The following is a 12,814-nucleotide window of genomic DNA, read 5'->3' on the forward strand; positions in this document are numbered from 1 at the left end:
CTGTGCCGAGCGCTTCGCTTCCCCGTCCCTTCATGGCTATACCCGCGACCATGACCTCTGGATGTCCATTACCTGAAAATAACACTTTGCCGCCGCTACCGAATATTGCTTATAGCCTATCGCTTTGGACCTTAAGGGACTTTTGCTGAGGTTGCACTGTCTGATTTGGCAACCTACCCGGTTTGAGCCCGGGCGGCGCTTCTCTTAACATTGACAGTTAACTTGGCAGCGCTATCAGCTTCAGGAGTACCAGTGCCCCCAGAACCCAACAGCGCGTCGCTCTCTTCAATGCCCTCGCCAACGCCCGCACCAGCCGTCCGCCCGGGTAGATCGCGTATCAGGCAATTGCTTGGCTTTTTGTTAAGTCTGGGAGCCTGGCTAGTATTGTGGGCACTGCTCAGCGGCAACCAGGGTTGGGCATTCGGGGCGCCTTTGGCTGTACTTGCAGCCTGCGTTAGTTGGCAGGTAAGCCTGCATGCAGAGCCTGTGCATCTAAAACATCTTCCCGCCTTTCTCGGCTTTTTCCTCGCTGAACTTTTTGTCGGCGGCTGGGACGTCGCCCGCCGTGCATGGCATCCACGCCTCCCGATCAAGCCGCAATGGGTGCACTACCAGATGTCCAGCACCGAGCCGCGGGTACAGTTGTTGCTTTCGGCAATGGTCGGATTGTTACCCGGCACATTGGCATCGCACTTCGACGGCCAGAGGTTACACCTGCATGCCCTGGACCATCGGCAGAACTGGCACGAAACCACAGCGCGGCTGGAACGCAAGCTCGACCGGTTGCTTAAGAAGTCTGATCCATGACCTGGCTGGCAAGCATCCTTCTGCTCAGCGTCGGTGCGGGCCTGTGGCGAGCCTGGCGCGGCCCCACGCAGGCTGACCGGTTAATGGCAGTGCAACTGTTCGGCACCAGTGGCGCGGCGATTCTAATGCTCCTGGCTCAGGCGCAAAACCTGCCAGCCTTACTGAATGCGGCCTTGGTTTTGGCACTGCTCGCTGCAGTGGTCTGCGCCGCGCTGGTCCAGCTGCTGAGGAGACGTCATGACTGAGTGGCTGATCTGGCTCAGTTGGCCCTTGTTGCTGGCGGGAATGTTCTTTTTCATTTCCGGCACGCTCGGCGTGTTGCGCTTTCCCGACGTTTACAGCCGCCTGCATGCGGTGACCAAGGCGGACACTCTGGGTCTGGGGCTACTGGCCTTCGGTCTGGCCCTGCGCAGCGACGGCTGGCAGCCGGCATTGTTGATGCTGCTGATCTGGCTACTGGTGATGGTTTCGAGCGCGACCGCCTGCCAGTTATTGGCGCGTCACCAGCGTGAACTCGATAGCGATGGCGGTGCCGATACCAGCGCCAGCCAGAAGCCTGAGGAGCAGCATGATCAACGCTGACCTGCTGTTCGATCTGACGTTGATTCTGCTGTTACTGGGGCTCGCAGTAGCGGCCATTCATGCTCCGAAGCTTTACACCAGCATAGTGATGTTCATCGTCTTCGGGTTGATGCTGGCGTTGACCTGGGCGCGGCTGGGCGCGACGGACCTGGCGCTGGCCGAAGCCGGAATTGGTGCCGGGCTGATCGGCGTCATGCTGCTCAGCGCCTTGGGCCGCTGCCCTCCAGAGCCACCTTCCCGGTCACGGCCGCTTCAACATATCGCCAGCCTGATGCTGGCTGTACTGGTGTTGTTACTGCTGACCCGGGCGGCCATCCCCTTGCTGGATGCCCCGCCCCTCCTGCCACAACAGGTCGCGCAGGAGCTGGACAACAGCGGTGTCAGCCACCCGGTAACTGCGGTGCTGCTGAACTTCCGCGCCTGGGATACCTTGCTGGAGCTGGTGGTACTCCTGCTGGCGCTGCTTGGGGTACGTCAGTTGCAACCGTCCACCGGCCCACGGCCGCAAGCCTGGCCGTTACTGGTTGCCTGGAGCCGGGTGATCGCGCCGTTAGTGGTCATGGTCGGGGGCTATCTACTCTGGAGCGGCAGCCATGCACCCGGCGGGGCTTTTCAGGCCGGGGTGGTCCTGGCCGCCGGCGTGGTGACGCTTCACCTGAGCGGCTTGCTGCCCAACATCGGCTGGCATCAATGGCCTTTGCGCGCGCTGGTGCTTGTAGGTGTGGCGTTGTTCAGCCTGGTTGCCGCGACCAGTGCCTGGCTGGGCGATGGCTGGCTGGTTTATCCGCGAGCGTGGAGCGGCGGGCTGATTCTGTCGATTGAGATAGCCGCAACGCTATCCATTGCTGCGGCACTGACATTGCTGGTGATCGGTGATACCGAGGAGCTAGCCGCATGACGCATGCCCTTTTGTATCTCCTGACCGGACTCGCTCTATGGCTGCTAGGCTTGCATGGACTGCTCAACCAGCGGCATGCACTGCGGCGCATTATCGCAGTCAACATAATGGGCAGCGGCGTGTTTATGCTGATGGTCGCGCTGGCCAATCGCGTACAACCGATTGACCCGGTACTGCAGGCGTTGGTAGTCACCGGTCTGGTCGTCGCGGCCAGCGCCACCGCCTTCGCGTTGCGGCTGGCTACCGCCAGTGCGGATAGCTCCGATCAGGAGCCGCAATGAATTTCGCATTGCTTAGCCTGCTGATTCCGCTGACGACCAGTCTGCTGTTGTTGCTTTTGCGCTCGCGTGCCGGCGCGCTGGTGATTCTGGCCAATACGTTCAGCCTGGCTGCAGCGGGCTTTGCCTTGTACTCGGTAATTGAACAGGGGACCCAGCAACTGGCGCTGGGCGGGTGGGATACGCCGTTGGGCATTCGCTTCGAACTTGGCCCACTGACCGCCGTACTGCTGGTGTTCACCGCCCTGGTCCACCTGCTGGTGGCGGTATATGCCGAACGCAGCCGCCATAGCCAGACTCGTGATACCGACTTCTGGCCGCTCTCCTGTCTGCTGCACGCCAGCCTTGCGGCGCTATGGCTGTCGCGCGACCTGTTCAACTGGTACGTCACCCTTGAGTTGCTCGGGCTGGTCGCCGTGGCCATGGTGATTCTCTCGGGGCGCAAGGCCCACGTCCCCGCGTTGCGCTATCTGCTGCTCTCGCTGGCTGCCTCGCTGTGTTACCTACTCGGCGTGGCCTTGCTGTATGGCGAATATGGGGTGTTGGATCTGACTTTACTGGCCGAGGTAACCAGCAACACCGCCACCACACAAACGGCGCTGACGCTGATCACCCTGGGCCTGATGCTCAAGGCCGCGTTCTGGCCCCTGCACCTGTGGCTACCGGCCGCGCACGCCGCGGCACCGACTGCCGTCAGCGCGCTGCTCTCGGCATTGGTAGTCAAGGGGCCGCTGTTTATTCTGTGGCTATTATGGAGCCGCATCGCGCCGGTCGAGTTTGCCCAACAGGCAGGGCTGCTGTTTGCGCTGGCGGGCATTATCGCGCTGGTGGCCGGTGGCTGGTCGGCGCTGCGTACACCCTGGCTGAAAGTGCTGGTCGCTTACTCGACGGTGGCCCAGCTGGGCTATGCGTTACTTGCGCTGGGGCTGTTGCTGCATTGGCAACAAAGCGAACTATCGATTGCCCTGTGGCTGTTCGTGCTGGCTCACGGGCTAGCCAAGGTCAGCATGTTTCTGGCCGCGGGCGAGATGCAGGCCACCCTGGGCAGCAAGCGCGTCAGCTCGCTCAAGGGCGCCAGCCAGACCATGCCGCTGGCGATGTTTGCCTTTGCCGTGGCGGGCGGTAGTCTAGTCGGCCTGCCGCCCAGCGGCGGTTTTGTCGCCAAGTGGGTGCTGCTGCAACCACTGTTTAGCGAACCGGCCAACTGGCCCTGGGCCTTTGGCGTGCTGCTCGGCACGCTGGCCAGCGCCGCCTATGTCTTTCGCGTGGTGGCGATTGCTTTTGATCGCGCCGATCCCACGCCGCCGGATTATAATCCGGATGCTTTCGCCCAGTGGCTGGCGATGCTGCCAGCCGTGGTGGTCTGGGCCATGGCGCTGTTAAGTGAACCGCTGATCACCTGGTTTACGGAGGTCGGCCTGTGAACCTGTCGTGGACCACGCTATTACCGCTGCTGATCATCCTCAGCTCGTTGATACCCGGGCTGATCATTTTCAGCCTGCGCGAGGATCAGGTCCGCCTGCGTATCGCCCTGAACCTGACCGGCGCGCTGCTCAAACTCAGCCTGGTAGGCTTGATGTTGCTGGGCGTCAGCCAGGGTCTGGAATTCCGTTTCAGCGTCCCCTTTCTGCCCGGCGGTGGGCTGGTATTGCAGGGCGATGCGCTGGCATTGCAGTTCATTACACTGTCTTCAATCCTCTGGCTGGCGACAACCGTCTACGCTATCGGCTACCTCGAAGATTCGCCCCTGCGCTCTCGTTTCTTCGGCTATTTCAGCCTATGTGTCAGCGCTACCGTCGGCGTGGCACTGGCCGGCAACCTGGTGACCTTCCTGCTGTTTTACGAGCTGTTGACGCTGGCGACCTTCCCGCTGGTAGTGCATCGGGGCACAGCTGAGGCGCTGCGCGCAGGGCGCATCTACCTGAGTTACACGCTGGGCGGTGGCGCGTTTTTGCTGATGGGTGTGGCGCTGCTGCACAGTTTGACCGGGAGCCAGGATTTCGTCCCGGGCGGCTACCTGCAGCCGCTGCTGCAGAACCACAACGCCAGCCTGATGCTCGCCTTCGGCTTGTTGATCGCCGGCCTGGGCGTGAAAGCTGCATTGTTGCCACTGCATGGCTGGCTGCCCCAGGCGATGGTCGCACCGGCACCGGTCAGCGCGCTGCTGCATGCGGTGGCCGTGGTCAAGGCCGGCGCCTTTGGCATTGTGCGCGTGGTTTACGATGTCTATGGCGTGGAACCCATGCAGGCGCTCGGGCTGAGTGTGCCGTTGATGGCGCTGGCCGCAGCGACGATTCTGTACGGTTCGTTCAAGGCTTTGCAGCAGCGCGAAATCAAGAAGCGCCTGGCCTACTCGACGATCAGTCAGGTGTCTTACATCACCTTGGGCGTGGCCATGCTCGGCCCTATTGCAGGGGTCGGCGCGCTGGTCCACCTGGTGCATCAGGGGCTGATGAAGGTCACCTTGTTTTATTGCGCCGGCAATTTCGCCGAAACCCTGGGTATCCATCATATTCGCGAGATGGACGGTGTCGGCCGACGCATGCCGCTGACCATGACCGCATTCACACTGGGCGCACTGGGGATGATCGGTGTACCACCCACCGCGGGCTTTATCAGCAAATGGTACCTGGGCTATGGCGCACTGGATGCAGGCCATGACTGGGTGGTGTTGGTGTTCGTGCTGTCCGGCTTGCTCAACGCAGCCTACTTCCTGCCGCTGCTGTACCGCGGCTGGTTTGCCAAAGCGCCGACAACATGGCCGGCTGAATCCAATCTGGGTACCGGCAAGCCCGGCTGGGGCGAGACCCACTGGATGCTGCTCGCGCCGGTGGTATTCATTGCTGCGCTGGCATTGTTGGTGGGCATCTTCGCCGGTACTACGCTGAGCCCGCTGTCCTGGAGTCAACTGATCATCAACCGGGAGTTCGGTCTATGACGCCCCTGTGGTGGATAGTTGTTCCGCTTGTTCCCTTATTGGCTGGGGTGTTGCTGTGGCTGCGTCCAGAACGTGTCGCGCCCTGGTATTGGTTAGCCTGCATGCCCGCACTATTGCTGAGCATATGGCCGGCGCCAGCGCTGGAATTGTCGCTGCTCTGGCCCGGCGCCAGTTGGGGCGCCGATGACCTGCTGGCGCGTGCGTGGCTGGGCTTCAGTGCGGTGTTGTGGGCCTGCGCCAGCCGCTTTGCGGTCGCCGACCTGAGCGACGGCCGACATCTGCAGCGCTTCTGGCTGTTCTGGCTGCTCTCGTTGACCGGCAATCTGTTGCTGGTGATCGCTCAGGATGCAGCCAGCTTCTATATCGGGTTCACTCTGATGAGCCTCAGCGCCTACGGGCTGGTGGTGCATCTGCGCGGCCCAGCGCCCCGTCAGGCCGGGCGCATTTACCTGCAGCTCGCGGTGCTCGGCGAAATGCTGATCTATGCCGGAATGCTGCTGCGCATGCATGAAGCCGGCGGCCTGCTCGATTTTGTCGACTGGCAGAGCATCCCCATCAGCGCCACGACCGCAGCTCTACTGCTTGGCGGCTTTGGTCTGAAGGCGGGCTTCTGGCCGCTGCATGTGTGGCTGCCACTGGCCCATCCAGCCGCTCCCGCCGCTGCCAGTGCGGTACTCTCCGGCGCCATGATTAAAGCCGGAATACTCGGTATCTGGCGCTTTTTACCGGCGCAGGATGCGCTGCTGCAACACTGGGCTGTGTGGTTGCTGGCCATTGGTGCCATCAGTGCCTTTTACGGTGTGCTACTCGGACTGCTGCAACATAAAGCCAAGGCTGCCCTGGCTTACTCGTCGGTCAGCCAGATCGGCTATCTGCTGATCATCCTCGCCCTTGGCTGGCACCAGCCTGAAGCCCGGCCAGCCGCTGCTTTGATGTTGGCGCTGTATGGCGTGCACCATGGCCTGGCCAAGGGCGCGCTGTTTATGGGCGCCGGGCTGAGTGCGCATGCGCGGCTCAAAGGCTGGCACTGGGTATTAATGGCCATACCCGCGCTGGCGTTGGCCGGCTTACCATTCACTAGCGGCGCCGCGATCAAGGTATTGCTCAAGGACAGCGTCAAGAGCAGCCTGCCGGAAATCTGGCTTACCGTCCTCAGCGTTGGCTCCTTGGCCACGCTGCTGGTGGTGGCGCGCGCACTCTGGCTGATGCGCCAGGCGCAACAGAATGATGAGCTACCGGTCGCGCAGGTCAGTCAGATTTTGCCCTGGGCCTTGCTCTGCGTCACGCCCGTCGCCCTGCCCTGGCTGTGGCCTGAAATGCGCGAAGCGCTACTGCATAGCCTGCCTGGCTATGCGCTCTGGGCCGCCACCTGGCCGTTGGCGCTGGGCCTGGCGTTGAGCCTGATGGCCATACGGTTCAACTGGCGTATACCCGCAGCCCTGGAGCATCTGCCAAATCCCGCCAGAGCGGCATCAATCCGCTTTAAACGCTGGATGAGTCGCCCGCCCAAACCAGCCGCGACTCCAGCGAACCGAGCACAACGCTGGCGCAATCTGGAGCGCCGCTGGAATCGCTTTTTTCACCCTGACGCGGTGGCCGCCAGCGCCTGGCTGATAGCTGCGCTACTGCTGCTCGGATGGCTTATCTGAGTGCACTTCTTCAGTGTTAAACGGCGCCTCTGCGGGGAATGATGCCTGGACGGGGCAGATCCAAGACGTTAGGGTAGCTGCCACCGGATCGACCCTTTCAGCGCTTTTTGCGCTTGACTGCTTGCGTTGATCTGGCCGCTGTACCTCGGCGCTTGACGCCGAACTCTTGCACTACCAGGCCGCTAACGACGGCCTTTATCTCGCTACAGACATTCCTAGAAAGATGTTCTGTTTTTGCTTACGTCCTGCGGTGGCCGCTCCGAATCGGAATTCTGGCCCCTGCGAAGGATGATCGGGCTGTATTGCCTATGGGTACTCAATGAACGAACAAAACTTCTATCAGTTCTCGACACTGACCGTACTTGCCTTGCTTGTCGCCTTTTACGGCGGCACTTACCTGCTGACCTTGCTGATCAAAAAGAAAAAGGAAAATACCGACGCCTTTATGGTCTCCAATCATCAGATTGGCTTTGGCCTTGGCGCCGCCAGCATGACCGCGACCTGGATCTGGGCTGCATCGTTCTACGGCGCCGCCACCTCGGGTTACACCTACGGCATCTCCGGGCCTTTGCACTATGGCCTTTGGGGCGCCTTGATGATTCTGTTCATCTATCCGTTTGGTCGGCGCTTCCGCGAGCTGGCACCCAATGCGCACACCTTGGGTGAGCTGATCCATGCACGGCATGGCTCGTCCAGCCAACTGATTCTCGCGTCGTCGAATATCCTCGGTAGTATCATCAGTCTGATGGTCAACTTTACCGCCTCGGGCGCACTGGTGTCAGTACTCTCGCCGCTATCCTTCCAGGCCGGAGTAGTCATCGCCGGTGTCGGCGTACTCTCCTACACCCTGTGGTCAGGTTTTCGCGCCTCGGTACTCACTGACTTCGCCCAGTTGATGGCAATGATGGCCGTGGCGATTCTGATCATCCCTGCGGTGCTGTTCGCCCTCGGCGGGCCGAGCACCCTGTCGGACGGCATGAGCCTGCTGACATCAGAGCAAGCCAACCTGTTCTCGATGGATGCCATCCTCAACCAGGGCGCGCCGTTCTTCGTTGCGGTACTGGCCTATGCGATCGGCAACCAGACTATCTCGCAGCGGCTGTTCGCCGTGCGTGAAGACCACATCAAGCCGACCTTTATCACCGCGACCATCGGCTACGGTGCGATCGTGATCGGCCTGGGTATGATTGGTCTGATGGCCTTGATGACCGGTATGGAGCCGATTGATGGCGACATGAACAACCTCATTCCCCAGATGGTATCGTTGTATCTGCCGCCGGTATTTATCGGGTTGTTCTTTGTGCTGGTGATTGGTTCGCTGTCCTCGACTGCCGACTCTGACCTGTCTGCGATGTCAGCCATCGTTATGGCCGATGTGTATGGCAAGAATATCGCCAAGAATAAGCCCGACCCAACCAAGATGCTGTTTATCGGCAGGTTGACGATGATAGTCGCGACGCTGATCGGGGTGATTCTCGCCAGCTTCTCGATGGACATCCTGATCATGCTGGTCTTCGTTGGCGCACTCTGGGGCGCCATTGTGTTCCCGGTCATCGCCAGCTGTTTCTGGGACCGGGTGACCAACGCGGCCTTCACCTGGGCGGTCGTCGCCGGTCTGCTTATGTTCTGTATCGCCCGCTTCGAGCTACTGCCCATGGTCAGCGTGGTGGCGGTACTGTTTGAGTTACTGGCTGCCGTTGGTGGTGGCGTGGTGCTGGGGTTGATGGCATTCGGCTTTTGCGGACGTCGCATCGGCCTGATCGTCGCCGCCCTGAGCGCCATCGCGCTAGCATTCTTCTGCGTCGGCTTCCTGCGCGACTACACCGTCCTGCTCGCATCGCTGATGGCCTACGGCGTCAGCACACTGGTCTGCGTCGGCATCAGCCTGCTGAGTTCGAGCAAGTTCGACTTCACCCAGATTGATCAGAACGTCATCAACTACGACCCGGTCAAGCTGCCCCAGACTGACTAGAAATTACTCCGTGCGCAGGTGAGCTGTTCAGCGCACCTGCCAGACAAAGGAAACACTCATGCAAACATTTATTCTGGCGCTTTACGTATTGATCTGGCCGCTGGTATCACTCGCCGTATTCGCGGTTATTGGCCTGGCGACCTTGAAGGATATCCGCGTCGCACGGCGCGAGAAGCGCGAACTGGTCTAACCGCTCGCGCTCACCCGCCGGGCATCGGCTGCAACAGGCTGGTTACTTATCTGCCAGACCTTTGAGCAAGGCTTTGTGGAAGCGCTCGGGCTCCTGGATCTGCGGCGAGTGGCCCAGATCCGGGAACTCCACCAGCGTAGCCTGGGGGATAGCCTCGGCGGCTTTCTCACCCAGCACGTCATAGCGACCCAGGGTCTTCTGAATATCCTTGGGTGCCTGTGTCTTGCCAATGGCGGTGTTGTCCTTCTCGCCAATCAACAGCAAGGTCGGCATCTGCAATTGGTCGAACTCATGCACAACCGGCTGGGTAAACACCATGTCCGAGGTCAAAGCCTGGTTCCAGGCGACCTGTTCCTTACCCTCACCCGCATACATACCCGCCAGCATCTCGACCCAACGATCGTATTCCGGCTCCCAGGTATTCACGTAATAGGTCGACTTCTGATAGGCGCGAATGCCTTCGGCGGTCTTGCCCAGTTCGGACTGATAGCCATCGTCGATATTCTGGTAGGGCACGCCGAGAGCTTTCCAGTCTTCCAGCCCAATCGGGTTGACCATCACCAGCTGTTCGGTTTGCTCGGGGTACATCAGCGCGTAACGCGTCGCCAGCATACCGCCCATGGAGTGCCCCATAACCGTGACCTGCTCCACATCAAGCTTCCCCAGCAACGCATGCGTGTTGGCAGCCAATTGGTGGAAACTGAACTGGTATTGCTGGGGTTTGGACGACTTGCAGAAACCCACCTGATCGGGCGCGATTACCCGGTAGCCAGCCTCATGCAGTTCGGCGATGGTGCCTTCCCAGGTGCCGGCGCAGAAGTTCTTGCCATGCATCAGCATCACCGTTCTGCCATTGGCGTTGTCCGCGTCGGGCGGAACATCCAGATAGGCCATTTGCAGGTCCTGGCCCTGCGAGCTGAAGGTGAAACGCTCGACCGGGTACGCATATTCAAAGCCAGACAGCTCCGCGTCATACGTAGGCTTGCTGTCAGTATTCTGAGCCGCGGCACTACCGACGAAGCCGACGGTCGCGACACCGGCGATACATGCTGCCAGCAGCCTATTGATCATCAAGGGACCTGCCATTGCCTTTCTCCTGTATTCAGTGGACCACATGGCCCTGAACAGGATGACAGCATTTACCGCGCAGGATTCCATTCTGGCGCATTCTGAAACATCTGCGCACTGCTTCCCTCGGTAGTACCTCCGTTGTCAGGTCGGTTCCGTCTTGCTCAACCTGCCCCAGTGAAAATAGCCGAACAGCAATACCTGCAAGCGGTGCCATAGTGGATTGGGCTGCTGCCGTAACCGCGCATCGACAAAGACCAGCTCAATCACATGAATGACCAAGGTGACGATCGCTACCTTGACCAGCATGCCGTCTCCCGTAGCCATGGACGGGAATAGCGCGACCACCAGCGCCGAGACCCAAACCAGTGCCAGCAGAACCTTGCCTAAGGTGAAAAATGTCATTTGGTTTTCCCTTCCCTATTGATCAATTTAGCTATACAGAAATGCCGGTCCAGGGTGTTCACGACCATCATCGACACCCACCTCCAACGCTACCAACTCATTCAGTCGAGCATTCAGGCCCTCGATCAGTTGGCGATGGGCCTGCGGGTCGTTGGCCAGGTTAACCAGCTCATCCGGGTCGCTTTGCAGGTCATAGAGCTCAAGATCGTTGTGCGCGATCAGGGTCTCGATGTCCGCGGGGGTATGGTGATTGCTCGGGGCGAAATAACGGGCGAATTTGTAACGCCCATCATGAATGCCGCGAAACAACGCGCGATTGTCCCGCGACGGGCCCAGCCGCCCCTGGCGCAGTGATTCGCGGATAAGCGTCCAGGGCGTGACCTTGTCGGCATTGAGCATCACCGACTCGGTGAACTCCGGATCCAGATACATGCTCACGCCATAGTTAAACAGATGGCCGCGTTCATCCCTGGCCGAACGCTGACTGGTGCCACCCAGACTGCTGGCCAGACTCACACCAACCAGATCGGGGTAGCGCTCAGCTTGCTGCGCAGAGGGCAAGCCCGCCAGCTCCAGCAATGTCGGCACTACATCCACCGTCGAACCCAGCGCAGGGGTATCACGGGCATATTCAATATCCGGGTGGCTGACAATGAAATTGACCCGAGTATTTTCCTTGTACATGTGCGGGCCCTTTTGCCGCAGCTTGTGCGCGCCGGCCATTTCACCGTGGTCAGCCGTAAGGATGACGATGGTGTCCTGATCCCTCCCGCTGGCTTTGAGCGCCCCCAACACCTGGGCGATCGACTGATCGACATCGCGAATGCAGTTGAAGTAGTAACTCTGCAAGCCCTGCCAAAGCTGTTCGTCTTGCGGATCAATATGGCCGTAGACCTGATTACAGATATGCACATCGGTCTGGTGCGCCCAGGGCTTGGTACGCAGATCTTCACGATAGAAACTGGTCGGCAGCGGCACATCCCAATGCTTGGCATAGACGCCTGTCGCCGGGCCGGGGGAAATCGGCCCCAGGTAATTTTCGCGCAAGCGGCTGCGTTGCTGGGCCGGGCCCGAGCTGTAGAACATGATGTCGTGCGGATTGACGAAATTGACCGCCATAAACCAGGGTTTCTGGTCATCGCGGTGCTCATGCAGCCAACTGACAGTGTCGCTGGCGGTAACCTTATCGAAGATAAACCCGCTCATATGCGAGCCATGCGGATCACCATTGAGGTTGTAATCCGCAAACCCGAAAGGCAGCAGCGCATCGGTGGTGGTCTTCACCTCGCCATAGGTCAGGTCAGAGGCTTCGGTGATATGCGACAGATGCCACTTGCCCTTGTAGGCCGTGTGATAGCCAAGCTCTCTGAGCATATGCCCCAGCGTCGGCATCGATGAAGACAACTCATTGAATGGCGGCAATCCCAAATTGGCGACGATGCCGGTTTTCTGCGTGTGCTGGCCGGTAAAAATCACCGAGCGCGATGGCGAGCAAGGCGTGGTGTTGACGTGGAAGTTACCCATACTCACGCCGCACTGCATCAGCGCTTCATGGCCGGGCAATTGCAGCACGCTTGGCAAGTCGGCCATGGCCCGTTCCTGGTCGGTGACGATCAACAGGATATTGAGCTTTTTCCCGGCGCGGGCGGAAGTCGCTACCGCACCCTGTGTGGTAGATGTCTGAGTACTTTTCCCAGCCGGCTGCGCACCGAGCGATTGAGCCAGGCCGGCAGCAGATACTGCACCAGCCAACTTCAACAGTTCACGACGCTTCATCCTTGGCTCCTTGCACCAGGGGTGCATTAACTTTTGTGATTGTTCGAAGGACAGAGGCCAGATTTACAAAGGTATTGGAATAATACCAATGCATTTTAAGTCGAGAGTCGATGCGCCTAGCGCATTGAAAAACCGGCGTTCGGGAGGGGTCCAGCATGGTGGCAATAAAGAATGTTGAAACAATCCCACTGGCAGACGTCCAACAGACTTAGGGCAGGATTATTTCCTCATATGTGATGCGGATCACAGAA

13 protein-coding genes are annotated in these 12,814 nt (G+C 59.8%); 10 read left to right on the forward strand and 3 right to left on the reverse strand.

Going from position 1 to position 12,814, the window contains the following annotated elements:
• Nucleotides 1-288: 288 nt before the first annotated feature.
• The 10 genes from DT594_RS16535 to DT594_RS19030 all read left to right on the forward strand — a co-directional run bounded on the left by DT594_RS16535 (nucleotide 289) and on the right by DT594_RS19030 (nucleotide 9,314).
• Nucleotides 289-807 carry a Na+/H+ antiporter subunit E gene (locus tag DT594_RS16535; protein ID WP_149334093.1) on the forward strand — a complete coding sequence of 173 codons (519 nt, stop codon included), beginning with the start codon at nucleotides 289-291 and terminating at the stop codon, nucleotides 805-807.
• Complete coding sequence (locus tag DT594_RS16540; protein ID WP_149333964.1) at nucleotides 804-1,052, forward strand: MrpF/PhaF family protein; 249 nt, start codon at nucleotides 804-806, stop codon at nucleotides 1,050-1,052. The genes DT594_RS16535 and DT594_RS16540 overlap by 4 nt, the downstream gene beginning before the upstream one ends.
• Nucleotides 1,045-1,389, forward strand: coding sequence for a cation:proton antiporter (locus DT594_RS16545; protein ID WP_149333965.1), 345 nt, complete (start codon nucleotides 1,045-1,047; stop codon nucleotides 1,387-1,389). Before DT594_RS16540 ends, DT594_RS16545 begins: the two co-directional genes overlap by 8 nt.
• A complete protein-coding gene (locus tag DT594_RS16550; protein ID WP_149333967.1) occupies nucleotides 1,376-2,287 on the forward strand; it encodes a hydrogenase subunit MbhD domain-containing protein in 912 nt (303 codons plus the stop codon). Before DT594_RS16545 ends, DT594_RS16550 begins: the two co-directional genes overlap by 14 nt.
• Nucleotides 2,284-2,568, forward strand: a complete 285-nt coding sequence (locus tag DT594_RS16555; protein WP_149333969.1) for an NADH-quinone oxidoreductase subunit K — start codon at nucleotides 2,284-2,286, stop codon at nucleotides 2,566-2,568. Before DT594_RS16550 ends, DT594_RS16555 begins: the two co-directional genes overlap by 4 nt.
• Nucleotides 2,565-3,989: a complex I subunit 5 family protein gene (locus DT594_RS16560; protein WP_149333971.1), complete on the forward strand. Its 1,425-nt coding sequence runs from the start codon at nucleotides 2,565-2,567 to the stop codon at nucleotides 3,987-3,989. The genes DT594_RS16555 and DT594_RS16560 overlap by 4 nt, the downstream gene beginning before the upstream one ends.
• On the forward strand, nucleotides 3,986-5,503 hold the full coding sequence (locus tag DT594_RS16565) for a proton-conducting transporter transmembrane domain-containing protein (protein WP_246164673.1): 1,518 nt from the start codon (nucleotides 3,986-3,988) through the stop codon (nucleotides 5,501-5,503). The genes DT594_RS16560 and DT594_RS16565 overlap by 4 nt, the downstream gene beginning before the upstream one ends.
• On the forward strand, nucleotides 5,500-7,152 hold the full coding sequence (locus tag DT594_RS16570) for a complex I subunit 5 family protein (protein WP_149333972.1): 1,653 nt from the start codon (nucleotides 5,500-5,502) through the stop codon (nucleotides 7,150-7,152). Before DT594_RS16565 ends, DT594_RS16570 begins: the two co-directional genes overlap by 4 nt.
• Before the next feature lie 319 nt (nucleotides 7,153-7,471).
• The gene (locus DT594_RS16575; RefSeq protein ID WP_149333974.1) at nucleotides 7,472-9,124 is read left to right on the forward strand and encodes a sodium:solute symporter family protein; all 1,653 of its coding nucleotides are present in this window, start codon (nucleotides 7,472-7,474) and stop codon (nucleotides 9,122-9,124) included.
• 58 nt (nucleotides 9,125-9,182) lie between these two features.
• Nucleotides 9,183-9,314, forward strand: coding sequence for a putative transporter small subunit (locus tag DT594_RS19030; RefSeq protein WP_218574548.1), 132 nt, complete (start codon nucleotides 9,183-9,185; stop codon nucleotides 9,312-9,314).
• 42 nt (nucleotides 9,315-9,356) lie between these two features.
• Here the strand turns inward: DT594_RS19030 and DT594_RS16580 are convergent, their stop codons facing one another.
• The 3 genes from DT594_RS16580 to DT594_RS16590 all read right to left on the reverse strand — a co-directional run bounded on the left by DT594_RS16580 (nucleotide 9,357) and on the right by DT594_RS16590 (nucleotide 12,563).
• Nucleotides 9,357-10,382 carry an alpha/beta fold hydrolase gene (locus DT594_RS16580; protein WP_246164675.1) on the reverse strand — a complete coding sequence of 342 codons (1,026 nt, stop codon included), beginning with the start codon at nucleotides 10,380-10,382 and terminating at the stop codon, nucleotides 9,357-9,359.
• Between the two features lie 144 nt (nucleotides 10,383-10,526).
• Nucleotides 10,527-10,787: a DUF1145 domain-containing protein gene (locus DT594_RS16585; RefSeq protein WP_149333976.1), complete on the reverse strand. Its 261-nt coding sequence runs from the start codon at nucleotides 10,785-10,787 to the stop codon at nucleotides 10,527-10,529.
• A 27-nt stretch (nucleotides 10,788-10,814) separates the two neighbouring features.
• Entirely contained in the window at nucleotides 10,815-12,563 is a 1,749-nt protein-coding gene (locus DT594_RS16590; protein ID WP_149333978.1) for a sulfatase family protein, read from the reverse strand.
• Nucleotides 12,564-12,814: the final 251 nt, after the last annotated feature.

This window comes from Halopseudomonas laoshanensis, assembly GCF_008365385.1.
GTDB lineage: Bacteria > Pseudomonadota > Gammaproteobacteria > Pseudomonadales > Pseudomonadaceae > Halopseudomonas > Halopseudomonas laoshanensis.